Origin of the sequence: Nocardioides sp. URHA0032, from assembly GCF_000620645.1 — a bacterium.
Classification (GTDB): Bacteria; Actinomycetota; Actinomycetes; order Propionibacteriales; family Nocardioidaceae; genus Nocardioides.
Genome location: NZ_KK211159.1, coordinates 310,865 through 337,115 on the forward strand (window position 1 = coordinate 310,865; position 26,251 = coordinate 337,115).

General features: G+C 72.9%; 25 protein-coding genes. 12 read left to right on the plus strand and 13 right to left on the minus strand.

Features of this window, described 5'->3' with window-relative positions:
* The first annotated feature begins 9 nt into the window (after window positions 1-9).
* Together N538_RS0115225 and N538_RS0115230 are read left to right on the plus strand one after the other, a co-directional pair.
* A complete protein-coding gene (locus tag N538_RS0115225) occupies window positions 10-930 on the plus strand; it encodes an N-acetylglucosamine-6-phosphate deacetylase (RefSeq protein WP_051549331.1) in 921 nt (306 codons plus the stop codon).
* Complete coding sequence (locus tag N538_RS0115230) at window positions 930-1,700, plus strand: glucosamine-6-phosphate deaminase (RefSeq protein WP_028637998.1); 771 nt, start codon at window positions 930-932, stop codon at window positions 1,698-1,700. Before N538_RS0115225 ends, N538_RS0115230 begins: the two co-directional genes overlap by 1 nt.
* On the opposite strand, the gene N538_RS0115235 is transcribed toward N538_RS0115230, so the two are convergent.
* Window positions 1,701-2,654, minus strand: coding sequence for a helix-turn-helix transcriptional regulator (locus N538_RS0115235; protein WP_231496237.1), 954 nt, complete (start codon window positions 2,652-2,654; stop codon window positions 1,701-1,703).
* On the opposite strand from N538_RS0115235, the gene N538_RS29065 reads away from it, so the two are divergent.
* A complete protein-coding gene (locus N538_RS29065) occupies window positions 2,655-3,221 on the plus strand; it encodes a mycothiol transferase (RefSeq protein WP_028638000.1) in 567 nt (188 codons plus the stop codon).
* Window positions 3,222-3,273: 52 nt separating this feature from the next.
* Window positions 3,274-5,382: an RNA polymerase recycling motor ATPase HelR gene (helR, locus tag N538_RS0115245; protein ID WP_028638001.1), complete on the plus strand. Its 2,109-nt coding sequence runs from the start codon at window positions 3,274-3,276 to the stop codon at window positions 5,380-5,382.
* A gap of 3 nt (window positions 5,383-5,385) precedes the next feature.
* On the opposite strand, the gene N538_RS0115250 is transcribed toward helR, so the two are convergent.
* Together N538_RS0115250 and N538_RS0115255 are read right to left on the minus strand one after the other, a co-directional pair.
* Complete coding sequence (locus N538_RS0115250; protein WP_028638002.1) at window positions 5,386-6,021, minus strand: fasciclin domain-containing protein; 636 nt, start codon at window positions 6,019-6,021, stop codon at window positions 5,386-5,388.
* Between the two features lie 73 nt (window positions 6,022-6,094).
* Window positions 6,095-7,264, minus strand: coding sequence for a PucR family transcriptional regulator (locus N538_RS0115255; protein WP_028638003.1), 1,170 nt, complete (start codon window positions 7,262-7,264; stop codon window positions 6,095-6,097).
* Between the two features lie 94 nt (window positions 7,265-7,358).
* On the opposite strand from N538_RS0115255, the gene N538_RS0115260 reads away from it, so the two are divergent.
* The 3 genes from N538_RS0115260 (at window position 7,359) to N538_RS0115270 (ending at window position 10,254) form a co-directional block, all read left to right on the plus strand.
* Window positions 7,359-8,474, plus strand: a complete 1,116-nt coding sequence (locus N538_RS0115260) for a ferredoxin reductase (RefSeq protein ID WP_028638004.1) — start codon at window positions 7,359-7,361, stop codon at window positions 8,472-8,474.
* A 19-nt stretch (window positions 8,475-8,493) separates the two neighbouring features.
* On the plus strand, window positions 8,494-9,729 hold the full coding sequence (locus N538_RS0115265; protein WP_028638005.1) for a fatty acid desaturase family protein: 1,236 nt from the start codon (window positions 8,494-8,496) through the stop codon (window positions 9,727-9,729).
* A gap of 129 nt (window positions 9,730-9,858) precedes the next feature.
* Window positions 9,859-10,254: a hypothetical protein gene (locus N538_RS0115270; RefSeq protein ID WP_028638006.1), complete on the plus strand. Its 396-nt coding sequence runs from the start codon at window positions 9,859-9,861 to the stop codon at window positions 10,252-10,254.
* Window positions 10,255-10,284: 30 nt separating this feature from the next.
* On the opposite strand, the gene pgm is transcribed toward N538_RS0115270, so the two are convergent.
* On the minus strand, window positions 10,285-11,916 hold the full coding sequence (gene pgm / locus N538_RS0115275; protein ID WP_028638007.1) for a phosphoglucomutase (alpha-D-glucose-1,6-bisphosphate-dependent): 1,632 nt from the start codon (window positions 11,914-11,916) through the stop codon (window positions 10,285-10,287).
* Window positions 11,917-12,017: 101 nt separating this feature from the next.
* On the opposite strand from pgm, the gene N538_RS25685 reads away from it, so the two are divergent.
* On the plus strand, window positions 12,018-12,680 hold the full coding sequence (locus N538_RS25685; protein ID WP_051549332.1) for a VC0807 family protein: 663 nt from the start codon (window positions 12,018-12,020) through the stop codon (window positions 12,678-12,680).
* Between the two features lie 4 nt (window positions 12,681-12,684).
* Here the strand turns inward: N538_RS25685 and N538_RS0115285 are convergent, their stop codons facing one another.
* Entirely contained in the window at window positions 12,685-13,506 is an 822-nt protein-coding gene (locus tag N538_RS0115285) for an oxidoreductase (RefSeq protein ID WP_028638008.1), read from the minus strand.
* A 67-nt stretch (window positions 13,507-13,573) separates the two neighbouring features.
* Here N538_RS0115285 and N538_RS0115290 point away from each other — a divergent pair, with 67 nt between their 5' ends.
* Window positions 13,574-14,965 (plus strand): PQQ-binding-like beta-propeller repeat protein, encoded by a 1,392-nt coding sequence (locus N538_RS0115290; protein WP_028638009.1) that lies wholly within the window; start codon window positions 13,574-13,576, stop codon window positions 14,963-14,965.
* Window positions 14,966-14,974: 9 nt separating this feature from the next.
* Here the strand turns inward: N538_RS0115290 and N538_RS0115295 are convergent, their stop codons facing one another.
* The 4 genes from N538_RS0115295 to N538_RS0115310 are packed head-to-tail and all read right to left on the minus strand — an operon-like array spanning window position 14,975 to window position 18,902.
* The gene (locus N538_RS0115295) at window positions 14,975-15,916 is read right to left on the minus strand and encodes an oxidoreductase (RefSeq protein ID WP_028638010.1); all 942 of its coding nucleotides are present in this window, start codon (window positions 15,914-15,916) and stop codon (window positions 14,975-14,977) included.
* Window positions 15,913-16,728, minus strand: coding sequence for a maleylpyruvate isomerase family mycothiol-dependent enzyme (locus N538_RS0115300; protein WP_028638011.1), 816 nt, complete (start codon window positions 16,726-16,728; stop codon window positions 15,913-15,915). Before N538_RS0115300 ends, N538_RS0115295 begins: the two co-directional genes overlap by 4 nt.
* 10 nt (window positions 16,729-16,738) lie before the next feature.
* On the minus strand, window positions 16,739-18,262 hold the full coding sequence (locus tag N538_RS25690) for a PP2C family protein-serine/threonine phosphatase (protein ID WP_051549333.1): 1,524 nt from the start codon (window positions 18,260-18,262) through the stop codon (window positions 16,739-16,741).
* A gap of 34 nt (window positions 18,263-18,296) precedes the next feature.
* Window positions 18,297-18,902, minus strand: a complete 606-nt coding sequence (locus tag N538_RS0115310) for a LysE/ArgO family amino acid transporter (protein ID WP_028638012.1) — start codon at window positions 18,900-18,902, stop codon at window positions 18,297-18,299.
* A gap of 69 nt (window positions 18,903-18,971) precedes the next feature.
* Here N538_RS0115310 and N538_RS25695 point away from each other — a divergent pair, with 69 nt between their 5' ends.
* Window positions 18,972-19,877, plus strand: a complete 906-nt coding sequence (locus N538_RS25695) for a LysR family transcriptional regulator ArgP (protein WP_036570720.1) — start codon at window positions 18,972-18,974, stop codon at window positions 19,875-19,877.
* A 27-nt stretch (window positions 19,878-19,904) separates the two neighbouring features.
* On the opposite strand, the gene N538_RS0115320 is transcribed toward N538_RS25695, so the two are convergent.
* Window positions 19,905-21,761 (minus strand): acyl-CoA dehydrogenase, encoded by a 1,857-nt coding sequence (locus tag N538_RS0115320; RefSeq protein WP_028638013.1) that lies wholly within the window; start codon window positions 21,759-21,761, stop codon window positions 19,905-19,907.
* Window positions 21,762-21,973: 212 nt separating this feature from the next.
* Between N538_RS0115320 and N538_RS0115325 the strand changes: the two genes are divergently transcribed.
* Together N538_RS0115325 and N538_RS0115330 are read left to right on the plus strand one after the other, a co-directional pair.
* Window positions 21,974-22,432: an RrF2 family transcriptional regulator gene (locus N538_RS0115325; RefSeq protein ID WP_028638014.1), complete on the plus strand. Its 459-nt coding sequence runs from the start codon at window positions 21,974-21,976 to the stop codon at window positions 22,430-22,432.
* 48 nt (window positions 22,433-22,480) lie between these two features.
* On the plus strand, window positions 22,481-22,933 hold the full coding sequence (locus tag N538_RS0115330) for a nuclear transport factor 2 family protein (RefSeq protein ID WP_051549334.1): 453 nt from the start codon (window positions 22,481-22,483) through the stop codon (window positions 22,931-22,933).
* Here N538_RS0115330 and N538_RS0115335 read toward each other — a convergent pair.
* From N538_RS0115335 to N538_RS0115345, 3 genes are all read right to left on the minus strand, one after another.
* Entirely contained in the window at window positions 22,930-23,568 is a 639-nt protein-coding gene (locus N538_RS0115335; protein ID WP_028638016.1) for a DUF2461 domain-containing protein, read from the minus strand. The two genes, N538_RS0115330 and N538_RS0115335, sit on opposite strands and share 4 nt — an antisense overlap.
* Window positions 23,569-23,703: 135 nt before the next feature.
* Window positions 23,704-24,792, minus strand: coding sequence for a hypothetical protein (locus tag N538_RS0115340; protein WP_028638017.1), 1,089 nt, complete (start codon window positions 24,790-24,792; stop codon window positions 23,704-23,706).
* Window positions 24,792-26,114 (minus strand): hypothetical protein, encoded by a 1,323-nt coding sequence (locus tag N538_RS0115345; RefSeq protein ID WP_028638018.1) that lies wholly within the window; start codon window positions 26,112-26,114, stop codon window positions 24,792-24,794. Before N538_RS0115345 ends, N538_RS0115340 begins: the two co-directional genes overlap by 1 nt.
* Window positions 26,115-26,251: the final 137 nt, after the last annotated feature.

Sequence of the window (26,251 nt, forward strand, 5' to 3'; positions counted from 1 at the left end):
GGGGAGCCGATGAAGGTCCCGGGCCTGGTCGACCTGCAGGTCAACGGCGCGGCCGGCATCGACCTGACCGCCGAGCCGCACCGCCTCTGGGAGGTGGCGGCCGCCCTGCCGGCGTACGGCGTGGTGGCGTTCGTGGCGACCGTCATCACCGCCGACCCTGCGGCGCGGACGACCGCGCTCGCGACGTTCCGCGCGGGCCCGCCCGCCGGCTGGTCCGGGGCCGAGCCGCTCGGTCTGCACTTCGAGGGGCCGATGCTCGCGCCGGCGCGGAAGGGGGCGCACCCCGCGCACTGGCTGCGGCCGCCGTCCCTCGACCTCGTCGACGGCTGGTCCCGCGAGGCCGGGGTGGTGCTGGCGACGATCGCGCCCGAGCTCCCCGGCGCGCTCGAGGTCGTCGAGCGGCTGACCTCGAACGGCGTGCTCGTCTCGGTCGGTCACACGGACGCGACCGCCGCGGAGGTCGCGTCCGCCGTCGAGGCCGGCGCCCGTGTCGTCACCCACCTCGGCAACGCGATGCCGCCCCTGCTGCCCCGCGAGCCCGGCCCGGTCGGCGCGGCGTTCGGCGGCAGCGACCTGGTCGCCGGGCTGATCGTGGACGGCCACCACCTGGACCCGCTGTTCGTGCGGACGGCGTGGCATGCGCTCGGCCCGGACCGGTTCCTGTCGGTGTCCGACACCACCGCGGCGCTCGGCCTCCCCGACGGTCCGGCCCGGCTCGGCGACCAGGACGTCGTCGTCTCCGGCGGTACCGTGCGGCTCGTGGACGGCACCCTCGCCGGCTCGGCCGCCTCCCTCGCCGAGTGCCTGCGGCTGCTGGTCGCGCAGACCGGCTGCTCGCGCGAGGAGGCGGTCGCCACCGCGACGAGCACCCCGCTGCGGCTGCTCGGCCTCCCGCCGCGCGAGGAGACCGTCGAGCTGGAGCTCGGCTGATGGAGGTCGTGATCACCTCCGACGCCGCGACGCTCGCCGCCGACGCGATCGAGGCGCTCGTCCGCCGCAACGCCGCTGCTGTCCTCGGCCTGGCGACCGGCTCCAGCCCGCTCCCGGCGTACCGGGAGCTGGTCCGGCGGCACCGCGCCGGGACCGGTCCGTCGTACGGCAAGGTGCGCTGCTTCCTGCTGGACGAGTACGTCGGGCTGCCCGCGGGCCACCCGCAGACCTACCGGGAGACGATCCTCCGCGAGCTCACCGATGCGCTCGGGATCGACCGCGACCGGGTCAGCAGCCCGGACCCGTCCGACCTGCGGCGAGCCGGAGTCCGCTACGAGGAGGCGATCCGCGCCGCCGGTGGCGTCGACCTCCAGGTGCTCGGGATCGGCGGCGACGGGCATCTCGCGTTCAACGAGCCCGGGTCCTCGCTCGGGTCCTCGACCCGGATCAAGACGCTGACCGAGCGCACCCGCCGTGACAACGCGCGGTTCTTCGACTCGGTGGAGGCGGTGCCGCGGCACGTGCTGACGCAGGGACTCGGCACCATCCTCCGCGCTCGGCACCTGCTGCTCCTCGCCGCCGGCGAGGCCAAGGCGGAGGCCGTCGCGGCTGCGGTGGAGGGTCCGCTCTCGGCGAGCTGTCCGGCGTCGGTGCTCCAGCTGCACCCGCACGCGACGGTGCTGCTCGACGAGGCGGCGGCCTCCGGGCTCGAGCGATCGGCGTACTACCGCGAGATCTGGTCCGAGAAGCCCGACTGGCAGGGTCTCTAGTCAGCCAGGACCCGACGCCGCCGAGAGTCGCCGGCCGAGCTCCTCGACGGCAGCGGACAGCTCGGGCGCGTCGACGACGCGGAAGGTCACCGGGATCGCGGCGAGCTGCCGCGCGTACCAGTCCGGGTCCTCGGTCGTGGCGACCATCCGGGTCCGGTCGCCCTCGGCCTCCTCGAGCCGCGCGAGGCTAGGCGACACCCAGCGCCGGACCCAGACCGGGGGAGCGTCGACGAGCACCTCGACGGCGTACCGCCACCCCTGGGAGAAGTGCGCCTCGACGACCGCCATGGCGTCCAGCCCCTCCGGCGGCGCGAACGTCTCGGGCAGCGACTGCACCCCCGCGATGCGATCGACCCGCAGCACCCGCTGGGCGTCGCGGCTGCGCGACCAGCAGAGCAGGTACCAGTGGCCGTGCCGCAGCACCACCGCCCACGGCTCGACGTGCATCTCCGAGGTGCTCTCGCCGATCCGGTACGACACGCCCAGCAGCCGGCCGGACTCGCAGGCCGCGAGCAGCCGGTCCAGGTGCTCGGCCGAGGCGACGTTGCCGGCGCCGGTCGGCTCGGGCCTGGGCGGCGCCACCCGGTCCGGCAGCACCCGCAGGATCTTCGCGAGCGCGCCGCCCACCACGTCGGCCGGGTCCGCGGCGCCGCGGTGCCCCTCGAGGGTGGCCATCACCAGCCCGGTCGCCTCGGCGGCGGTGAACATGAGCGGCGGCAGCCGGAGCCCCCGGCCGACGCGGTAGCCGCCGTACGGCCCGCTGGCCGACTCGATCGGCAGGTCGGCCTCGCGGAGGATCGCGACGTACCGCCGGGCCGCGCGCCCGGTGACGCCGAGGCCCGCGCCGAGGTCGTCGGCGGTGATGCCGGGGCGCGCCTGGATCAGCTCGAGCGCGAGAAGTGCTCGGGCCGTCGGGGAAGTGGATCGTCCGGGAATGGTCCTAGTGTCGCGCACATGGAGATCACGATCGGACAGGAACCACCGCTCGCCGGTACCGAGGTCGAGGCGCTGGTCGGCTCTCTGGACCGGCTGCGCGGCTACCTGCTGTGGAAGTGCGGCGGCCTCGACGACGCGGCCCTCAGGACGACCCTCGGCCGCTCGACCCTCACCCTCGGCGGGCTGCTCAAGCACCTCGCGGTGGTCGAGGCGATCACCCTCTCGTGGAAGCTGCACGGGCGCGCCCCGTTCGCGCCCTTCGACCAGGCCGACTGGGACGACGAGGACTGGCACTTCCGGGTCGAGGACGACGACACCGCCGAGTCGCTGGAACGGCTCTACGTGGAGTCGGTGGCGAAGGGCCAGGCGCTGCTCGCCGAGGCGGTCGCCGACGGCGGCCTCGACGGTGCGGCGGACGTCTCCGACGACGAGGGCAACCACCCGAGCGTGCGGCGCCTGGTCTTCGACCTGATCGAGGAGTACGGCCGGCACGTCGGCCATGCCGACCTGATCCGGGAGTCCGTCGACGGACTCGTGGGGGAGGACCCCCTTCCGGGCACCTTCCCCGGCATCTACAACGTATAGCGGAGTGGGGGCCTTGCGGCAAGGCCCCCGTCCGGCCTCACCATGGGCCGTCGTGACCGCCTTCGCCCTCGATGCCCACCCCACCAAGGCCGCCCCGGCGCTCGTCACCACCGACGAGCTGCACTTCGCCGCGATGGCGGCGAGCCTCGAGCACTCGATCGCCGACCTGACCGAGCGCCTCGACGCCGAACGCCGGGCGCCCGGCGGGAAGTGGCAGCAGGCGCTGGAGCGCGACCAGGAGGTGCACCGGCTGACGACGCGGCTGCGGACGCTGCGCCGGTTCAGCCTGGACCTCTGCCTGGGCCGGATGGTGTGGGCGGACGGCTCGGAGCCCGTGTACGTCGGGCGCCTCGGGCTCACCGACCGCACCGGCCGCCGGCTGCTGGTCGACTGGCGCTCGCCCGCGGCCGAGCCGTTCTTCGCCGCGACCCCGGCCGACCCGATGGGCCTGGCGAGCCGCCGCCGGTACCGCTGGACCGGCGGCCGGGTCACCGACTACTGGGACGAGGTGCTCACCCCTGGCGCACTCGACAGCGACGTCGCGCTCGACGACGACTCGGCGTTCATCGCCAGCCTCGGGAGCAGCCGGGAGCCGCGGATGCGCGACGTGCTCGGCACCATCCAGGCCGATCAGGACGCGATCATCCGCGCGAGCTCGCGCGGCGCCCTGGTCGTGGACGGCGGCCCGGGCACCGGCAAGACCGTGGTCGCGCTGCACCGGTCGGCGTACCTCCTCTACGCCGACCCGCGGCTCGGCGCCGGTCGCGGCGGCGTGCTGTTCGTCGGCCCGCACCGGCCCTACCTCCGCTACGTCGCCGACGTGTTGCCGAGCCTCGGCGAGGAGGGTGTGCAGACCTGCACGTTGCGCGACCTGCTTCCCGAGGGCGAGGCCGCCGTGGCCGAGACCGACCCGGACGTGGCGCGGCTGAAGGCGTCCGCGGCCGTGGTGGCGGCGGTCGAGCCTGCGGTCCGGTTCTACGAGGAGCCGCCCACGCAGGGCATGGCGGTCGAGACGCCGTACGCCGACATCTGGCTCGGTGCCGACGACTGGGCCGAGGCGTTCGCGGCCGCCGACCCCGGGACGCCGCACAACGAGGCGCGCGACGAGGTCTGGGACGCGCTCGTCGCGATCCTCGTGGACAAGTGCGAGGCCGACGTCCCGCCCGAGCAGCTGAGAAGGGCGCTGGCGCAGGACGAGGCGCTCGTCGACGCGTTCGGCGGGGCGTGGCCGCGCATCGACGCGGCCGACCTCGTGGGCGACCTGTGGTCGGTCCCGGCGTACCTGCGCCGGTGCGCGCCCTGGCTCGACGCCGACGACGTACGGCGGCTGCAGCGCAGCGACCCCCAGGCGTGGACGGTGGCCGACCTGCCGATCCTGGACGCGGCCCGGCAGCGGCTCGGCGACCCGGAGGCGTCGCGGCGGCGGCGTCGCCAGGAGGCCGCCGTCGCCGCCCGGCGCGAGGAGATGGACGCCGTCGTCGACCACCTGATCGAGACCGACGACTCCGAGATGATGGTGATGCGGATGCTGCGCGGGCAGGACCTGAGCGCCGTCCTGGCCGACGAGGGCACCCAGGCCCTCGACCCGGACCTGCTGGCCGGGCCGTTCGCGCACGTCGTGGTGGACGAGGCGCAGGAGCTGACCGACGCGGAGTGGCAGATGCTGCTCCTGCGCTGCCCGTCGCGGAGCTTCACGGTCGTGGGCGATCGCGCCCAGGCCCGGCGCGGGTTCCCGGAGTCGTGGCGCGAGCGGCTCGAGCGGGTCGGGTTCGACGAGATCCGGGAGTCGTCGCTCACCATCAACTACCGCACGCCCGAGGAGGTGATGTCGGAAGCCGAGCCGGTCATCAGGGCCGCCCTGCCGGACGCGAACGTGCCGACCTCCATCCGCAGCAGCGGCCTGCCGGTCGTGCACGGGTCGTACGACGAGCTCGCCCGGGTCCTCGCGCAGCACACCGAGGGGACGGCCTGCGTCATCGGCGACCCGACACTCGCCGACACCGAGCGGGTCCGTTCGCTGACCCCGGAGCTCGCGAAGGGGCTCGAGTTCGACCTCGTGGTGCTCGTGGACCCCGAGTCGTGGAGCGCGGTCGACCGCTACGTCGCGATGACCCGCGCCACCCGGCAGCTGGTGCTGCTCGGTGACGCGGGTCGCCGGTGACGCTCAGAGGTCGATCGGCAGCAGCACCCGGTCGATCGCGTGGGCGATCTGCGGGTTGCCCTTGTTGATGTCGGTCGCGATCACGCGCGGGTTCGGCCGGTCCGGGTCGGCGTCGCCGAGGGTGACCTGCTTGCTGCCGACGTGGACGGTGATCCTGCCGCCCTGGGCCGTCGTGAGCTTGCTGCCGTCGCCCTTGACGACCTTCGCCGCGGTCAGCGTCCGTCCCGGCACCACGTGGTAGAGCAGCACCTGCTCGACGGTGTCGATCCCGGCCGCCTTCGCGATCGCGTTGAAGGTCGCCTTCTCGGTCTTCGGCCACGACTTCGTCAGCGTGTGGGCCAGCTTCCGGAACGCGCGGTCGGTGGGCGCGAAGGCCGTGAGCTTCGTCCTCCCCTTCGCCAGGACGCCGACCGGGCTGTCGGGCTTGGCCTCCAGGACTGCGCCCACGGCGGCGTCGAGGATGTCGAAGTCGCTCCAGTTCCGGTCGAAACGGTGACCGTCGGCCGCGAGGACCTGGGCGATGCTCGTCGGCTTGGCGGCCGCGGCCTGGGCCGGAGCCGGGCCCGCGAACGTGGCGGCGGCGAGCGCCGCGGCCGCGAGGCCGGCGGCGGAGGTGCGGACGGTGCGGTGGATGGACATGGGGTTCCCTCCCGAGGGTGTGTCATGGACACCTGTGGTTCGGAACCCGGCCCCGACCGGATTGGTCCAATCCTCAACCGAGCGCGACCGTGAGCGCCAGCACGGTCTCGGGGTCGTCGAGCCGTTCGCCGTACAGCTCGCGCAGCTGCCCCATCCGGTAGCGCACGGTCTGGGGGTGCACGAACAGCGCGGCCGCCACGTCGTCGCGCCGGCCCTGGTGCAGCAGCCACGAACGGAGCGTGTCGGTGAGCTTCTCCGCGGTGCCGGGGCGCAGGTCGGCGAGCGGCGCGAGCAGCTGGTCCCGCAGGTCGGCGCGCGCGGGCGCGTCGGCGTCGAGGACCAGCTCGACCAGGTGCGCCTCGGTGTCCAGCTCGAAGCCGGCGGCCCGCCCACGCAGCGCGCGGTCGTACGACGCCCGCGCCTCCAGCCACGGCCGGGCCGGACCGGCCAGCGAGCCGCGGTCGGCCAGCGCCCGCAGCAGGCCGGGGCGCCGGCGCCCGTGGGCGTCGGGGACGAGCAGCAGCACGCCGTCCTCGAGCTCGGGCAGGTCGGCGGCCTGGAGGGTCGTCGGTGCGACCGACGAGAGCACCGGTCGCACCTGCGACTCGGGCACGATCACGGCGGTGAGCGTCTCGGGCGGCTCCCAGCCGGCCCGGGCCGCGGCCGCCACGACCTGGTCGACCGGCGACTCCCGCAGCAGGTGGTGGGCGACCCGCTCGAGCATCCGCTGCCGGACCCGGCCGCTCGTCTCGAGCTCGTCGGTGTGGCCCGCCACGGCCGCGGCGGAGAGCTCGTCGATGTAGGCGAACACCAGCTCCGCGAACCCGACCAGGGCCTCGCCGTCCACACCGTTGTCGACGGCCGTCATCGACATCTCCCGCCAGGAGACCCGGGCGCCGATCCGGAACGCCGCGAGCAGCGCCTCGGTGGTCCGGCCGCTGCGGGCCTCGCCGCGACCGAGCTGGTAGGAGCCCTCGACCGCGGGTGCGGTGGGGGTGCCGGCGTCGGCGCCGCGACGGCCGCTGGCCAGCGACAGGAAGCCCGCCAGCGCCAGCTGCACCGCGTTCCGGATGGTCTCGCCCATCTGCCCGCTGAACGCGTCGGTGTAGCTGGGCACCTCGTCGATGATCGCCGCGACCACGTGCTCGGCGACGCCCGGCAGCTCGGCGCGCATCTGCTCGACCGCCGGAGCCGGGAGCCGGAGCCCGTGGTCGGCGGTCCGCCGCGGCGTACGTCGTTCCATATGACCCTCGAATTGTTCGACCCGAACAAATGTGACGTGGATCTTCACGTCCAGTGGTCATGATGTTACGCCCTGCGTGTAGCACACTGGACGCATGAGCATCGCTGTCCCGTCCGGTCGCGCCCGGTCGAGCCGCGGGTTCAACCTGCGCCAGGGCTTGCGCCGGGTTGTCGAGGCGGCCGTCACCCCGCTGGAGATCGACGACGTCCTCGACGTGTTCCACCCGCTGCGCCGCGGCGCGGAGCTGCGTGGGCGGATCGTGGAGGTGCGGCCCGAGACCACCGAGGCCGCGACCATCGTCATCAAGCCGGGCCGCGACTGGGCGGGCCACCAGCCCGGGCAGTACGTCCGGATGGGCGTCGACGTCGACGGGGTCCGCCTCTGGCGCACGTACTCCCTCACCCACGGGCCGCGCCCGGACGGATGCATCAGCATCACCGTCAAGGCGATCCCCGACGGCGTCGTGTCCCACTACCTCGTCCATCGCTCGCGTCCCGGGCAGATGATCCAGCTCGCCCAGGCGCAGGGTGAGTTCGTCCTCCCGCAGCCGGTGCCCGCGAAGCTGCTGCTGGTCACCGCCGGCTCCGGCATCACCCCCGTGATCGGGATGCTGCGCAACCTGTTCAGCCGGTCCGAGCCGTTCCGCGGCGACATCGTGCTGCTGCACTCGGCGATGACCCGGGACGCCGTGATCTTCGGGCCCGAGCTGCGCGGGTACGCCGCGCGCGGGCTGATCCGCCTGGTGGAGCTGCACACCGACCGGCATGGCCTGCTCGACGTCGCTGACCTCGACGAGCTGGTGCCCGACCTGGCCGAGCGGACCGCATACGCCTGCGGGCCCGCCGGCCTCCTCGACGCGCTCGAGGAGCACTACGCGTCGCGTGAGCTGCTGCTCAACACCGAGCGGTTCCGGCCGGTCACCGTCGAGCCCGGCGAGGGCGGGACGGTGTCCTTCGCCGACGGTCGCACCGTCGACGCCGACGGCGCCACCCCGATCCTGGACGCCGCGGAGGGCGCCGGCGTCCTGATGCCGAGCGGCTGCCGGATGGGCATCTGCATGGGCTGCGTGCTGCCGATGAAGGAGGGCGCCGTCCGCGACCTCCGCAACGGCGCGATCACCGTCGCGGTGCCGGGGGAGACCGGCCCGGGCGGCGTACCGATCCAGACCTGCATCAACGCGGCCGCGGGGCCGTGCCACCTCGACCACTGAGAGATCGCGAGGAGACACCATGACCGCCATCACCAAGAAGCCCGAGAACCCGACCGCCCACCTCACCCCCGAGGACATCGAGCAGCTCGGCATCGAGCTCGACGCGATCCGCCAGGACGTGCTCGACGACCGGGGCGCCCGCGACGCGGCGTACATCCGCAGGATCGTCGACGTGCAGCGCCGCCTCGAGCTGGCCTCGCGCGCAGTGCTCCTCGGCTCCGCGCTGCCGCCGCTGTGGGTGCTCGGCACCGTCGGCCTCTCCGTCGCCAAGATCCTCGAGAACATGGAGATCGGGCACAACGTCATGCACGGCCAGTGGGACTGGATGCGTGACCCGAAGATCCACTCGACGACCTGGGAGTGGGACAACGCCTCGACCGCCGAGGGCTGGAAGCACTCCCACAACGAGATCCACCACACGTACACGAACATCGTCGGCAAGGACAACGACCTCGGCTACGGCATCATGCGCGTCGACGAGGACCAGCGCTGGCACCCGATGTACCTCGCCCAGCCGCTCTGGAACCTCATCAACGCGTGCTTCTTCGAGTACGGCATCGCGGCGTACGACCTCGAGCTGGGCAAGAACCTGTCCGTCCCGAAGGAGAAGCGCAGCGAGACCTTCAAGGCCAACGCGAAGAAGACCCTGAAGAAGATCCGCAAGCAGGCCACCAAGGACTACGTCGTCAACCCCGCGCTGGCGATCCCGTTCGGTGGGTTCCTGCCGACGGTCGCGGCCAACTTCACCGCGAACCTGGTCCGCAACGTCTGGTCGCACTCGGTGATCATGTGCGGCCACTTCCCCGAAGGCGTCGAGACGTTCGAGCGGAGCGCGATCCCGGACAACGAGACGCGCGGCGAGTGGTACCTGCGGCAGATGCTCGGCTCCGCCAACATCTCCGGCTCCAAGGCCATGCACCTGATGACCGGCAACCTCTCGCACCAGATCGAGCACCACCTGTTCCCGGACCTGCCGAGCAACCGGTACGCCGAGGTGGCCCCGCGGGTGCAGGCGCTGTTCGAGAAGTACGACCTGAACTACCACGCGGCGCCGCTGCGGCAGCAGGTCTACTCGGCCTGGCACAAGGTCGTCCGGCTCTCCCTGCCGAACGGCTGGCTGGCCACCACCAACGCGAAGAACCTGCCCTCGCAGGCCAAGCTCCTCTGGGCGATGACCACCAAGGGCCCGAAGGTGCGCCGCGCCGCCGCGGCCCGGCTGCAGCAGCAGGCACGGAAGCAGGCGGCGGCTGCCTGAGGCCGAGGGCGGGTTTCTCCGGCTGACCGGAGAAACCCGCGGACACGCCGGGAGGCACGCGGCGTGTCGTCGGGTTCCCCCCGACAACCCCCGGCCCGGGCAGTGACGAGCACGCGGCATGCTTGCCCCATGCGATTCACCGAGCACGAGCTGACGGTCGCCCTGACCGGGGTGGCCAAGAACGTGCTGGCCGTGCAGGACAAGGACGTGCGCAAGGGCCGGCGCACCGAGGACGAGCTGTGGGAGTCGCTCGGCCGCTACCAGCGGTTCGTGGTGCTCGACGGCCTCGGTGACCAGCTGCTGCCGGCCCTCGTCGCGCTCCCGGACGTCGAGGTGGCCACCGGGGAGAAGCCGGCGTACACCGACGAGCAGATCACCGCGGCCGTCGAGGAGCGGATGGGCGAGGAGCGCGGCGTACGGCGCAAGGCGCTGGTCACCGCCCGGGTGGCGTTGGTGAAGCTCGCGCTGGAGTGCCTGCCGCCCCGGCAGGACCCGGACACGCTGACCGTGCCCGACCACCTGTGACCTGGGCGACCTGAGCGACCTGAGCGGACGTCAGCTCCCGAGGGCGGCGTCGACGACCGCCCTCGCCTCGTCCTGCACCTGGGCCAGGTGCTCGGGGCCGCGGAACGACTCCGCGTAGATCTTGTACACGTCCTCGGTGCCGGACGGCCGGGCCGCGAACCACGCGGACTCCGTCGTGACCTTCAGGCCGCCGATCTTCGCGCCGTTGCCGGGCGCCTCGGTCAGCTTCGCCGTGATCTCCTCGCCGGCCAGCGACGTCGCCGCCACGTCCGACGGCGAGAGCGCGGCGAGGGCGGCCTTCTGCTCCCGCGTGGCCGGCGCGTCGATGCGGGCGTACGCCGGCTCACCGTGCCGGGCGACCAGGTCGGCGTAGTGCGCCGAGGGCGAGGAGCCGGTCGCCGCGAGGATCTCGGAGGCCAGCAGCGCCAGGATGATGCCGTCCTTGTCGGTGGTCCACGCCGAGCCGTCGCGGCGCAGGAACGACGCGCCCGCGGACTCCTCGCCGCCGAACCCGAACGACCCGTCGATCAGCCCGGGCACGAACCACTTGAACCCGACCGGCACCTCGACCAGCTCGCGGCCGATGTCGGCGGCGACCAGGTCGATCATCGAGGAGGAGACGAGCGTCTTGCCGATCCGCGCGGTCGACGGCCAGTCCGGCCGCGCCCCCCCGAACAGGTATCCGATCGCCACCGCGAGGTAGTGGTTCGGGTTCATCAGCCCGGCGTCCGGCGTGACGATGCCGTGCCGGTCGGCGTCCGCGTCGTTGCCGGTCGCGAGGTCGTACGACGAGCGCTGCGCGATCAGCGACGCCATCGCGTCGGGCGAGGAGCAGTCCATCCGGATCTTGCCGTCCCAGTCCAGCGTCATGAAGCGCCAGGTCGCGTCCACGAGCGGGTTCACCACGGTCAGGTCCAGGCGGTGCCGCTCCGCGATCTCGCCCCAGTACGCCACCGACGCGCCGCCGAGCGGGTCGGCCCCGATCCGCACACCGGCCGAGCGGATCGCGTCGAGGTCCACCACGTGCGGCAGGTCGTCGACGTAGGTCCCCAGGAAGTCGTACGGCGCAGCCGCGGCCCGGGCCCGCGCGAACGGCACCCTCTTCACGTCCGCCAGCCCGTCTCGGATGATCTCGTTCGCCCGCGCCGCGATCACCGACGTCGCGTCGCTGTCGGCCGGCCCGCCGTGCGGCGGGTTGTACTTGAACCCGCCGTCGTACGGCGGGTTGTGCGACGGCGTGACCACGATCCCGTCGGCGGTGCCGCCGCCGCGGTTGGCGCGGATGATCGCGTGCGACACCGCGGGCGTCGGCGTGTACCCGTCGCGGTCGTCGACCAGCACGGTCACGTCGTTGGCCGCCAGCACCTCCAGCGCGCTCGCCCACGCCGGCTCGGACAGCCCGTGGGTGTCCCGGCCGAGGAACAGCGGGCCGTCGTACCCCTGCGACGTCCGGTAGTCCACGATCGCCTGCGTGGTCGCGAGGATGTGCGTCTCGTTGAACGCCGTCCGCAGCGAGGACCCGCGGTGCCCGCTGGTGCCGAACGCGACCTGCTGGTCGACGTCGTCGGGGTCCGGGACCCCGGTGTAGTACGCCGTCACGAGGTGCGCGACGTCGACGAGGTCCGAGGGCTCGGCGGGCTTACCAGCGCGCGGGTCGCTCATGGCGCCATCATGCACTGTCGCCACGAGTGCCGCGCTCGGCCGGGCTGGCGTACTGTGGGGCGCGCGGGGCGCTCTCGCGATCTTCGTGACGACGGGACCCCATGCCTTCCACCGGGACCACCACCCACCCGACCCTCCCCGCCGTGATCAGACGGGTCGCCCTCAGCCTCCTCGTCGCCTGCGCGGTCCCGGCGGCGCTCTTCTACGCGTGCGTGCGCCTCGAGGGCGTGTGGACCGCGATCTTCGCCGCGCTCGCCTGGTCGTACGGCGCGATCGCGTGGCGTGCCCTCACCCGCAGACGGGCCTCGGGCCTGCTGGTCCTCACCGCGCTCGTGATGACCGGCCGGACGCTCGTCGCGCTGCTGACCGACAGCACCTACCTGTACTTCCTCCAGCCCATCATCAGCGACGGGCTGATCGCGTCGGCCTTCATCGCGACGCTGGCCTCGGCGCGGCCGATGGTCGCGCGCCTGGCCGGCGACTTCTACCCGATGGACGACGAGCTGCACCTGAGGCCGCGGATCCGGCGGCTCTTCTGGTACCTCACCCTCATGTGGGCGCTGCTGTGCCTGGCGAAGGCGGTCGCGACCCTGTGGCTGCTCGAGTCCCAGTCGCTGCAGACCTTCGTGCTCGTCAAGGGCGTCTCGATGCTGCTGCTCAACGCCCTGGCGGTGGTCGCGACGATCGGCGCGGCGACCCTGGTCGCCCGGCGGGAGGGCCTCCTGCCCGTTCCCGTTCCCGTGCCCGTCCCCGTACCTGCCTGACCCGTCAGCCGATCGCGTCCAGCACCTCGAGGTCGTCCTCGTCCAGCTTCAGCCGGGACGCCGCGAGGTTCTCCTCCAGGTGCGCCACCGACGAGGTGCCGGGGATCAGCAGGATGTTCCGCGACCGCTGGAGCAGCCAGGCCAGCGCGACCTGCATGTGCGTCGCGCCGTGCCGCTCGGCCACGTCCGAGACTGCCGACAGCTGCAGCGGGCTGAAGCCGCCGAGCGGGAAGAACGGGACGTACCAGATGCCGTGGGAGTCCAGCTCGTCGATGAAGTCGTCGTCCTCGCGGTGCGCGACGTTGTAGGCGTTCTGCACCATCGCGACCGGCGCGATGTCCTGCGCGATCTTCACCTGCTCCGGCGTGCAGTTGCTCAGCCCCAGCTCGCACACCAGCCCCTGCGACTGCAGGTCGGCGAGCACCGTCCACTGCTCCTCGAACCCGCCCTCGACGCCGTCCATGAAGCGGAGGTTCACGCCGCCGAGCCGCTCGACGCCGAGCCGGCCGAGGTTGTCGTGCACGGCCTCCTTGATCTCGTCGGGCGCGAACGCCGGCAGCCAGGCGCCGTCGTCGGTACGGCGCGCGCCGACCTTGGTGACCAGCACCAGCTCGGGCGGATAGGGATGCAGGGACTCCCGGATCAGGTCGTTGACGACGTACGGCCCGTAGTAGTCGCTGGTGTCGATGTGGTCGACGCCGAGCTCGATCGCGCGCTGCAGCACCCGCCGGGCCTCGTCCGGGTCGGCCGGCGGCCCCATGATCCCGGGACCCGAGAGCCGCATGGCGCCGTACCCGATCCGCTTCACGTCCGAGAGTCGCTTCATGTCGTCCTACTCTGCGTCGTCGCGCCTCGCGAACCAAGGGCCGTCCACGACCTAGCCTGTCGGGGAGATGAGGTTCGCGCGTGCGGCCGCCCTGCTGGGCGTGGCCCTGCTGTGGTGGGCGTTCGGCCCGGTCGTCCTGCTGCTGGCCGCCGGCTCGCTGTACTTCCGCCGGGTCCGGGAGTGGCTCCGGCCCACCCGCCGCGTCGTCGTCCGGTGGGCCGTCGCCGTGGCGGCGGTCGCCGTGCTCGGGTACGCCGTGCCCGACGGCTGGGTGCGCATCCCGCCGGGCGCGGGCGCGCTCGTCGCCCCGTCGTACGTCGGCCGGCCCGCGATCGTGACCACCGGTCGGGTCACCGCGCCGCTGGGGGAGTCGCCGCGGGTGACGACGAAGTCGTACGGCACCTCCGACTGCCGCGAGATCGGGTTCGACACCCACGGCCGGCTGGTCACCACGTGCGGCGGGACGCTGCGCCTGCTGGACCCGGAGAGCCTGCGCCAGCTGGCGTCGAAGGACCTGGGCACGGACTGCCCGCCGGTGTTCGGCGTGGTCGGCGCCCGCGCCCTGGTCGCGGCCGGCGGGCAGCTGCTCGCCGTCGCGACCGCGGACGCGGAGGGCGCACCCGACCTGACGACCGCGGCCACCGTCGACCTGCCCGACGTCGGCTGCCTCACCGGCATCGGCGCCGACGCGCACGGCCGGACCTGGTTCTCGGCCGCCGACGGGGCCGTCGGGCTCGTGGACGGCGACCGGGTCCGCACGCTGGACCTCGACGACCACGTCGACCGGCCGCTCGCGATCGCGGACGACGCCGTGTACGTCGCCGGGGCGGACGCGCTGCACAAGGTGATCGCCGCACGCGGCAAGCCGGTCCTGGCCTGGTCGTCGGCGTACGACGGGGGCGAGCGGGGCAGCGCGCCGGTGGTGCTGCCGTCCGGGCTGGTCGCGGTCGCCGACGACCGCGACCCGCGGCTCCAGGTCGTGCTCCACCGCGGCGACACCGGCGACGTGGTCTGCCGGGTCGAGCTGTTCGAGGACGACGAGAGCGCCACCGACGGCGGGATGGTCGCCGCCGGTGACGGCGTGCTGGTCCTCAACTCGCACGGGTACGCCGGACCGCTGTCGACCGCCCTCGGCCGCACGACGACCGGCGGCATCGCGCGCGTCGACGACCGCTGCGCGGTCAGCTGGGAGTCGGACCTGGACGCACCGAGCGGCGCTCCGGCGATCTCGCCCGAGGCCGGGCTGGCCTACGTCTACACGAAGCGGCACAGCTGGCTCGGCGTCGACGCGTGGTACCTCACCGCGGTCGACCTCGACAGCGGTCGCGCGGTCTGGGCGCGGCGGACGGGGCTCGGCGTGCTGCGCGACAACCACGGCGGCGCCGTCGCGCTGGGCCCGGACGGCTCGGCGTACGTCCCGGTGCTGGGCGGGTTCGTGCGGGTGCACGACCGGGACTGACGCGACCGGTCAGGGGTAGCGGATCCCGGTCACCTCTTCGCTGAGCTGCCACAGCCGGCCCTGCGCGGCCTCGTCGTACGACAGCCTGGTGCTGGTCGTGACCTTGGGCCGGCCGCCCCACTCCAGGAAGCCGTCCGGCCCGACGTACGTCGCGCCGGGCAGGTCGGCGGTGGCGGCCATCAGCGTCGGCCAGGCTCCCTGGTCCGCGGAGTTCGGCGAGACGGCCTTGATCACCGCGTCCAGGATCGAGGCGCGGCCGCCCGTGGCGCGGCCGTACTGGCCGTTCGCCGCGAGGTGCGTCGAGGCGAAGCCGGGGTGCGCGGCGAGGGCCTTCACCGGGAGCTCGGCACGGCGCAACCGGCGGTCCAGCTCGTAGGTGAAGAGCAGGTTGGCGAGCTTCGTCCGGGCGTACGCCGGCCAGCGCTGGTAGCGCCCCCGCTGCACCCGCGGGTCCTCGAGCGGCGCGGTCCGCGCGACCCGGTGCATCTGCGACGACACCGTCACGACACGGCCGTCCTCGCTCGCGGCCAGCTGCGGGAGCAGCAGGCCGGTCAGCAGGAACGGGCCGAAGTGGTTGGTCGCGAGCTGGAGCTCCAGGCCGTCGGCGGTGCGGTGGTCCGGCGTGCCCATCACCCCCGCGTTGTTCACCAGCACGTGGATCGGGCCGAGGCCCGCGACCTCGACGGCCGCGCGGCGCACCGAGGCGAGGTCCGCGAGGTCGACGGTGAGCTCCTCCAGCCCGGCGTCCGGCACCTCGGCGAGGATCGCGGCCCGCGTCTCGGCCGTCCGCTCCGGTCGGCGTCCGGCCAGCACCACGCGGGCGCCGTGCCGGGCGAGCTCGAGCGCGGTGAAGAATCCCAGCCCGCCGACGGTCGGTCCCGTCACCAGGGCGGTCCGGCCGGCCAGGCCGGGGAGGTCGGCCGGCGTCCAGGGGTCGGTCGCGGTCTTCACGGTGTGGTCGCGAGTGCGTCGAGGATGCTCTTACCCAGGGTCTCGTCGCCGTCGACCAGCAGGGTGCCGGGCTCGGGCTCGCACCGGCCACCGGCGAGCCGGATGAACGCCTCGCGGTCCATCCGCAGGCACACGTCGGGCGCGTCCGGCGCGTCGGGCAGCCGCTCACCCCGGCCGGCGTCGGTCACGGCGAACGCGAACGACGCGCTGCCCTCCATCTCCAGGACGGCCGTGGTGCCCGCGGGCGCGCCGACCCGCTTGGCGAGCACGTAGCCGAGGCTCTCCGCGAGGTACTCGGCCGTGTGCCGGGCGGCGGGCGAGTCCAGGCCGCCGGGGCGGTCGGTCGCCCGGCGTACGTCCTGCTCGTGCATCCACACGTCGAGCGGCCGGTTGCGCAGCAGGGTGCGCCAGCTCCACGGGACGCCGCCGAAGATCCGCTCCGGCCGGGCGTCCCCGTCAGTGGGCGGGTCCGCGACGAGCGCGGTGTGCCGGGCGGTGGCGGCGGCGCGGATCTCGTTGATGATCGCGTCCGGGTCGGCGTCGCGGCGGTTCACGACGCCGATCTCGGTGTAGAGCCCCATCGGCCCGGTGACGTGCTCCGGGTCGCCGATCTCGGCGGTCTCCTCGGGATTGCCGGCGAGGATGCCCTCGAGATGGGCGATGTGGGAGGCGACCGCCTTGACGTCCCAGCCCGGGAGGTCGGTCGGCGCGGACCAGTCCTCCGGGCCCAGCTCCTCGAGGAGGTCGGTGAAGTCGTTGATGGCCTGCCACCAGACGTCGACGTACCCGCTGAGCAGCTGCTGGTCGGTCATGCGTCCGACCCTAGATCAGGAACTTCACCGCCAGCACGGCGACGTCGTCCTCGAGCCGGCCGGGCACCAGGTCCGCGAGCACGGCCTCGAGGAAGTCCTCGACCGGCTTGCCGTGGTGCCGGGCGGCGGCCTCGCGGAGCCGTTCCAGACCATCGGAGAGGTCCTCGCCGCGGCGCTCGACCAGGCCGTCGGTGTAGAGCAGCAGCACTGACTCCGGGTCGATCGTGGCGCGGTTGTCCGCGCGGTCGGCGGACGGCTGGACGCCGACCATCAGGTCGGGTGTGCCCTGCTCGAGCAGCCGGGGCACCCCGTCCGGGCCGACGACCAGCGGCGGCGGGTGCCCGGCGTTGGTCCAGCGCAGCGAGCGGCCGCCGTGCCCGTCCTGCTCGATGCGCGCGTAGACGAGGCTGGCCATCCCGTCCACGGCGAGGTCGTGCATCGCCTGGTCGAGCCGGGCGACGTTGCGTGACGGCGCATCGTCCACCGTCCACGCGATCGCGCGCAGCATGTTGCGCAGCTGGCCCATGATCGCGGCGGCCGCGATGTCGTGGCCGACGACGTCGCCGACCATCAGGGCGGTGGCCCCCGACGGCATCACCACGGCGTCGTACCAGTCGCCGCCGACCTGGTCGCGCGAGGCCGCAGGGTGGTAGCGGGCGGCGAGCTCGAGGGAGTCGGGCTGCGGCAGCCGCGGGAGCAGGGAGTTCTGGAGGGTGACGAGGGCGTCGAGCCGCTCCTGCACCAGCTGCGCGCGCTGGAGGGCCTGGGCGGCGTACGACGTGAGCGCGTCGATCGTGACCCGGTCCTCCTCCGAGAGCTCCCGGGTGGACTGCCACAGCAGCACCAGGCTGCCCAGGACCTCGTCGCGGCTGACCAGCGGCACGAACGACCGCGCGTCGCCGACCTGCTCGGTGGTGTCGAGGTGCGGGTAGAGCTCGTTCTGGATCCGCTTGTCGGCGAAGTGCAGCGGCTGCCGGCGCAGGATCGCGGAGCCGAGCGGGTTGGTCTCGTCCAGGGGGAGGTCGCGGTTGTTGTGAGCGGAGGTCCAGCCGCCGCCGGGGTAGTCCACGTAGCGCAGCCGCTTGCCGGCCTCGTCGACGTCGAACAGCCAGATCCCGGCGCGCAGGCACCCGAGGTGCTCGAGCGAGGTGCGCTCCACCGCGCGGGCCACGTCGGTGAGCGTGCGAGTGGCGGACAGCGCCTCGCTGAGGGCGAGGAGCACCCGGCTGCGGTGCGCCAGATCCTGTTGGGAGAGCTCGGTGGAGCAGGCGCTCGCGAGGTCCTCCAGCAGCTGGAGGTCACCGGCAGACCACGCGCGGGGCGCGCCGGGGACCGCACACAGGGCACCGACGATCGCGCCGGTGTGGTCGGTGATCGGCCAGCCGGCGTACTCCTCGCCGACGACCGGCCCCTGGGCCTCGACCACCGGGCGAGCGCAGGCGTCGGCGGACGTCAGTGACACCCGCGCGTCCGCGACGCCGAGCGACTGGCGCACCATCCGGGCGTACCGGTCGAGCGGCGGGTCGGACTGCACCTGCGCACGCTAGCGGCCCGGCCGGATTCGCGGCTCACCCCAAAGCAAGGGAAATGGCGATCAGGAGCATGGTCGCCCCGATCAGCAGGTCCAGGACCTGCCACGCCCGCGGCCGGGCCAGGACGCCGCCGGTCGCGCGCGCGCCGTACCCCAGCGCGGCGAACCAGATCGTGCTCGCCACGCAGGCGCCGACCGCGAACCACCACCGGCCGACGTCGCCGTGGTGGTTGGCGATCGAGCCGAGCAGGAGCACGGTGTCCAGGTAGACGTGCGGGTTCAGCCAGGTCAGGGCGAGGGCGCGGACGGCGACTCGCCGGCTGCTGCTGGCGGGGCCCCCGTTCGACGCGCGCAGGGCCTCCGGCGTGCGTGCCCGCAGCAGCGAGCTGACGCCGTACCACGTGAGGAAGGCGACGCCGAGCCAGCGCACCACGTCCAGCGCCCAGGGGGCCTGCTCGACGATCGTGCCGATCCCGGCCACGCCCGCGGCGATGAGCACCACGTCCGAGAGCGTGCAGATCGCGACGACCAGGCCGACGTGCTCGCGCGCGAGTCCCTGGCGCAGCACGAAGGCGTTCTGCGCGCCGATCGCGACGATGAGCGACAGGCCGGTGACGAGGCCGGCGGCCAGGGAGTCGAGCACGCGGCCACGCTAGGGCGCCGGTCACGTGAAGGCCAACGAAGGATTCTGTAGAAGGTTTAGCATCGCTTCATGGACCTCGTGCCGTCCCAGCTCGCCGCGCTGGTCGCGATCGCCGACCACGGCACGTTCGAGGCGGCCGCGCGGCACCTGCACGTGACGCCGTCCGCGGTGAGCCAGCGGATCCGCGCCCTGGAGTCCTCGATCGGCCGGGTGGTCGTGCAGCGGACCACGCCGTGCCGGCCGACCCCCGACGGCGAGGTGCTGCTCCGGCTGGCCCGTCAGGTGCAGCTGCTGCACGACGAGGTCAACGACGCGCTCGCGCACAGCGCGACCAACGTGGACCTCCCGGTCGCCGTGAACGCCGACTCGCTGGCGACCTGGTTCCGCGGCGTCGTCGGCGAGGTCGCGGGGTGGGTCGACGTCGCGCTCCGGCTGCACGTCGAGGACCAGGCGTTCTCGGCCGGGCTGCTGCGCAGCGGCGACGTCCTCGCCGCGGTCACCTCCGAGCCGGGCGCCGTGCAGGGCTGCTCGGTCGAGCGGCTCGGCACCCTGCGCTACGTGCCCGCGGCCGCGCCCGCGCTGGCCGAGCGCTGGCGGCGGGGCCGCGGGCCCGACTGGGCCGCGATGCCGATGGTGGTGTTCAACGAGAAGGACGCGCTCCAGCACGACGTGCTCGCGGGGCGGGGCGTCTCCGAGCCGCCGGTCGTGCACCGGGTCCCGACATCCGCGGACTTCCTCGAGGCGGTCTGCCTCGGCCTGGGCTGGGGAATGGTCCCCGAGCCGCAGCTGGGTCCGGCGGTCGCCGCCGGCCGGGTGGTCCCGCTGGCCGGCCGGCTGCACGTCGACGTACCCCTGCACTGGCAGCGTTGGCGCCTCGACTCACCCGTGCTCGACCGGCTCACCGACGCCGTACGCCGATCCGCGCGGTCCACCCTGCGCGCCCCCGAAACGCCGAGTCGGCGCAGTCTCAGCTGAGACTGCGCCGACTCGGCGTCGGGTAGGTCAGAAGGACGACTCGTCGAGGTCCATCAGCGCGAGGTCCACGGACTCGGCGATCGCGCGCTCGGCGGCGATCCTCGGCAGCACGTTCTGCGCGAAGAACTGGGCACCGGCGACCTTGCCCTCGTAGAACGCCTTGTCCTTGCCAGGCTCGCCGCCCAGCTTCTCGAGGGCGACCTCGGCCTGGCGCAGCAGCAGCCAGGCGCAGACGACGTCGCCGAGCACCATCAGCAGGCGGCTGGTGTTGAAGCCCACCTTGTAGATGTTGCGGACCTCGTCCTGCGCGGACATCAGCTCGTTGATCATGTGGCCGACGATCGCCTGGGCGTCCTCGAGGCCCCGGGCCAGCAGCTCGCGCTCGTTCTTCAGGCGGCCGTTGCCGGCCTCGCTGTCGAGGAACTTCTGGATCTCGCCGGCGAGATGGCCGAGCGCGGCACCCTGGTCCTTGACGATCTTGCGGAAGAACAGGTCCTGGCCCTGGATGGCCGTCGTGCCCTCGTAGAGGGTGTCGATCTTCGCGTCGCGGACGTACTGCTCGATCGGGTACTCCGTGAGGAAGCCCGAGCCACCGAAGGTCTGCAGCGACTCGGTGCCGAGCAGCGTCCACGAACGCTCCGAGCCGTAGCCCTTGACGATCGGCAGCAGCAGGTCGTTGACCTTCTCCGCCAGCTCGTCCCGCTCGCCGGCGTGCTCGGCGATCATCACCTGGTCCTGCCAGGAGGCCGTGTAGAGCACCAGCGCGCGCATCGCCTCGGCGTACGACTTCTGCGTCATCAGCGAGCGGCGTACGTCGGGGTGGTGGGTGATCGTGACGCGCGGCGCGGTCTTGTCGCCGGACTTCGCCAGGTCGGCGCCCTGCACCCGCTCCTTGGCGAACTCGAGCGCGTTGAGGTAGCCGGTCGACAGGGTCGCGATCGCCTTGGTGCCGACCATCATCCGGGCGTTCTCGATGACCTGGAACATCTGCGCGATGCCGTTGTGGACCTCGCCGAGGAGGTAGCCGACGGCGGGCTCGCCGCCACCGACACCCGGGTCGCCGAAGGTGAGCTCGCAGGTGTTGGACACCTTGATGCCCATCTTGTGCTCGACGTTGGTGACGTAGGCGCCGTTGCGCTCGCCGAGCTCGCCGGTCTCGACGTCGAAGTGGTACTTCGGCACGACGAACAGGCTCAGGCCCTTGGTGCCGGGGCCGCCCGCGCCCTCGACGCCGACCGGCCGGGCCAGCACCATGTGGATGATCTGGTCGCTGAGGTCGCTCTCGGCGGAGGTGATGAAGCGCTTGACGCCCTCGATGTTCCAGGTGCCGTCGTCGTTCCGGGTGGCCCTGGCGCGGCCCGCGCCCACGTCGGAGCCGGCGTCCGGCTCGGTGAGCACCATGGTCGTGACCCAGCCCCGGTCGACCACGAGCTGGGCGATCTTGCGGTCCCGCTCGTTGCCGTTGCGGTGCAGCACGCCCGCGAACATCGGGCCGGCGCCGTACATCCAGATCGCCGGGTTGGCGCCCAGCACCAGCTCGCCCATCGCCCAGCAGATGCTGGAGGGCGCCGGCGTGCCGCCGAGCTCGGCGAAGGTGTTCAGGCGCCAGAACTCCGCGGCCATCCACGCCTCGTAGCTCTTCTTGAAGGCCTCGGGCACCGGCGCGGTGTGGGTGGCCGGGTCGAAGACCGGCGGGGTGCGGTCCGCCTCGACGAACGATGCGGCGAGCTCCTCGCGGGCCAGCCGGTCGACCTCGGCGAGCACCTCGCGGGCGGTGTCCGTGTCGACCTCGCCGAACGGACCGGTGCCGAGGACCTCGTCGCGGCGCAGTACCTCGAAGAGGTTGAACTCGATGTCGCGGATGTTGCTCTTGTAGTGGCTCACGGCCCCACCTTCGCCAGATCGGTGCAGATTCGTACTCGTCGGTAACAACAAGGGTACGTACTGGTCAGTAACCCCGCAACCGCGCCCGCGCAAACGTCCGGGGACGGGTGGCGTACGACACCGGTGCGGCGACGGGACCGTCGGCGATTCTCCTGGCACCGGTAGCCCCCAAGATCGAGTGAGCAAGTCGACACATCTGACACACTGGACGCATGCGAGTTTCCGCGAAGTCCGACTACGCCTTGCGTGCGCTGATCGAGATGACGTCGCGGGCGGACGGTCGCGCGGTCAGCGCGGAGGAGCTCGGCCGCCTCCAGGACATCCCGCACGGGTTCCTGCAGGCGATCCTCGCGGACCTGCGCCGCGCGGGCATCGTGATGTCCCAGCGCGGCCAGTCGGGTGGCTGGCGGATGGGTCGCGCCTCGACCGACGTCTCGGTCGCCGACGTGATCCGTGCGGTCGACGGCCCGCTGGTCTCCGTCTACGGCCTGCGCCCCGAGGCGGTCACCTACAACGACACCGCCGATGTCCTCCAGCACGTGTGGATCGCGGCCCGCCGCTCGCTGCGCGACGTCTTCGAGAGCGTGTCGATCCAGGACCTCGCGGACCGCAAGCTGCCCGTCGAGGTCACCTCGCGGACCGCCGACGAGGACGCCTGGCAGCCGCACTGAGCCGGCCGGGCCGGGCGACGTCGGTAGAACGTGTTCTACCATGGCGCCATGATCACCTCGGACGCCATCACCTGGACCGCGCCGAACGACGAGCACCCGGCCCGGACGGCATCCCAGCGGTCCTACTCCGCCGTAGCGAAGGGCGACCTCGCCGAGTGGCTGACCGTCTACGCCGAGGACGCGGTGCTCGAGGACCCGGTCGGGCCCTCGATGTTCGACCCCGAGGGCAAGGGCCACCGCGGGCACGACGGCATCGCGGCGTTCTGGAACCTGGCGATCGCCCCGATCGCGAAGTTCGAGTTCGAGATCCACGACTCGTTCGCGAACCCGGGCAGCAACACCTGCGCGAACATCGGCCGGATCCGCACGTCGTTCCCCGACGGCAGCCACACGACCACCGAGCTGATCATGGTCTACGTCGTGAACGACGACGGCCGCGTCGCCTCGATGAAGGCCTACTGGGAGCCGGACCGCACGATGGCGACCTTCACCAAGGGCTAGACCCGGACGTGCTCCGCCACCCAGTCGACGAGCGGGCGGAGCCGCTGCCAGTCGGTGCGCACGAGCTCGAGCAGCTCGGGGGTGTGGATCACCGGCTCGAAGCCGAGCGGGTGGCCGGCCGTCAGTGACCGGTGCCGGAGCAGCTCGATGCGTGGGTGGTCGGCGTCGTACCCGCGCGGGCTGGTCTTGAGCCGGTCGCCGCCGATCTCGAAGCCCTGTTTCTCCAGCGTGGCCAGGACCCGCTCCAGGCCGGGGCCGAACCGGTCGTGCGCGACGGCCTGGCGGAAGGCCGCCAGCCGCGGACCGCTCGCCTCGTAGAACCCCGCACCGGTGCGAATCCCGCGTGGCGACACCTCGACGTACCAGCCGGTCGCCTCGCCGACGCGGACGAACGCGCCCTGATGGGTCTTGTACGGCGTCTTGTCCTTGGCGAACCGGACGTCCCGGTAGGGCCGGAAGATCTTGGCGCTGCCGAACTCCGGCTCGAGGGCTGCGCACAGCGCGCTCATCGGCGCCTTGACGGCCTCGTCGTACACAGCCTTGTGCTTCTCCCAGAACGCCTTCGTGTTGTCGACCTCGAGGTCGTCGTAGAAGTCGAGGGCGGCGACCGGGAAGCCGTCGAAGGATGCACTCACCCGCCCGAGAGTACGAGACGGGATGGCCGCGCCCGCTGCGGCGCTGCCACCCCGCCGTTCCATCGGAACCCCATGCTCCGACACACCGTCCAACGCAACCGATCCGGATGCGTGACGGGCTCCGGGACGTTTTCTTCACGAAAGGACGGCGGTGACCTGCTCGTCGCCCTGCTCGGCCATCGCGGTCACGGTGATCGCCTGGCCACCGCAGCGCGGCGCCGAGAGGAACGCCCGCCCGCCGGGCGACTCGTAGGCGACGGTGAGCCCTTCGGCGGCGGTCCAGCGCATCAGCGCGGCCGGATCGCCCTCCTGCTGGGGGTCGCGCACGAACCACGCGGCGTCCCCGCACCACACGAGCGTGCCGGCCGTGCCGGGGCCGAGATCGGCCTCGCCGTCGGCAGAGCGTGCGTAGAAGTGCGCCTGCTCGATGCGGTGCTCGTTCGGGATCACCGACCACACCGCCCCGTCGTCGGTGAGCAGGCCGTCCCAGGCGGTGCAGTCGGGCACCCCCGGGAACGGCGTGCCGGCCGTGTCCTCCAGCGAGAGCAGCGTGCGGCACGACGGCCGGCCGGAGTCGAAGCTCAGCACCGAGGCGCCGGCCGGCGTGATGTGGGCACCGTTGAAGCCCGTCCGCCCGGGAGCGCACCAGCCCACCTGCGACTGGCGGGTCGCCAGGTCTACCTCGGCGACGCAGTACGAGCCCTTGCTCACCGTGGCGTGCAGGAGCCGGCCCTGGCCGAGTGCCCACGTGCCGCCGTTCGTGGTCGGTACGTCGGACGTCCCGTCGATCGTGAACATCTTGCCGGTCCTCAGGTCGGTCACCTGCGCCCGGCTGGGCTGCTGCTCGGTACGGTCCTGGAGCACGACCACCGCCCAGTCGGCGTCCATCAGCGCGTCGCTGACCCGGAACCCGGACGTGGGCCCGCCGCTCTCGTCGCGCGGGCCGTCCAGGGACCAGGTGCCGCCGTTGTTCTCCACGGTCAGGGTCCAGGGTCCGTCGGTGGTGACGCTGTCGCGTACCGGGCCGTCGACCGGCTCCCAGTCGAGCTCGTCGTGCGCCGGGCTGGCGGGGGACGACGAGGACGCCGTGGCCTGCGGCGCGCTCGGCGACGACGACGCCGTCGGGGACGGCCCCGGCGCCCGCTCGGCCTCGCGGCCGTCGCTGCTGCAGCCGGCCAGCGCGAGGACGAGAGCCGCGGCGCCGGCGTACCGGGCGGCGAGCATCAGACCCCGACGTTGTGGGCGTAGTGGGTCTCGTTCGCGCGGTAGCTCTTGTACGCGTCTCGCCACTGGACGCGGTCGATGTACGGCTCGGACGGGTCGAACCGCTGCTGGTTCCAGGGCTCGAAGTAGCCGAGCACGTCCGGCTTCTTGCCGAGCTTCGCGTAGCCGCGGCCGACCTGGAAGTGCCCGGAGGCGTCGTCGTCGAGATACGGGTAGAAGCGCTTGAGCAGGATCGGGTGCAGGACCACCGGCGCCTTGTAGTCGTGGATGTGCCGCATCATCAGCAGCATCCACTGGGAGAAGCTGTAGTGGCCGATGTCGAGCACGATGTACGGGCCGGCGTGCGACTGCTTGTCCCAGCCGGTCGACTGGTTGACGACGCGGGCCATGTCGTTGATCGAGGTGCCGCTGGTCGTGGTGTGCAGGCGCTTGGCCCACCAGCCCTGGGGCTGCCGCTTGTGCCGCCAGCCCCACACGATCATCTGCATCGAGGTCGGGCCGCACCAGTACGTGCGGGTCTGCGCGGCGACGTCCTTGGGGTCGAGGATCGCCGACCGCGGCGGGTATGCGCTCATCGGCTTCACCGCCGACTTGGTCGCGCTGGCGCTCGGCTGCGTCGGCGTCCGCGTCGGTGAGCTGGTGGGCGCCTTGGTGGGTGACTTGGTGGGGCTCTTGGTCGGGGTCGGCATCGCGGTGTTGGGGGTCGACGTCTTCCGGGCCACGGGTACGGCGGCGCGCGCCTCGGGGTGGTTCGCCAGGAAGTCGGCGGGCAGCGGCACGCCCTCGATCTGGTGCCGCAGCAGCCAGACCTTCGCGACGGAGCGGGCGGCCATGGTCAGCTCGGCGCGGTCGGCGGCGGCGCGGGTGGCCGGGCTCATCCGGGCCTCGCGGAGCAGCGCGGCCTCGGGCGACAGGTCGCCGGTGTTCTCGACGGTACCGGCCGAGCGGGCCGCCATCCGGGCGGCGGTCGAGACCCGGGACCGGACCTGCGCCTCGGTGTCCTCTGTCCAGCCGGCGCCGAGGCAGTACCGCTGGCCGTCGAGGTCCGCGCAGCGCACCAGCGACGCGGCCAGCTGCTCCGGCGACGCCTTCCCGGACACGCGGCCCAGGCTGCGGCCGGCGGCGACCACGCGGTCGATCTCGGCCTGCATGGCGGGCGTGACCGCCGAGAAGCCGGCGGTGTCGGCCGGCCGGAGCGCGCCCACCTTGCCGTCGCCGGACGGGACGAGCGAGCCGTCGTCGTCGCCGCGTGGGATGAACGGCGTGAGGGCGAGGAGCAGGGCCAGGGCGCCGACGACGATGACGATGCTGCGGCGGGACATCGAGGACCTCGAGACTCACAGGGGGAAGGGAGCCGTTCCACTGTCACCTCTCGCCACTTGAATAGTCAAGTGCACCACCAGTCACACGGTGGCGTGGGCGCGTCGTGCTGACCTCAGGGCCGGAGGTGGAGCGGATG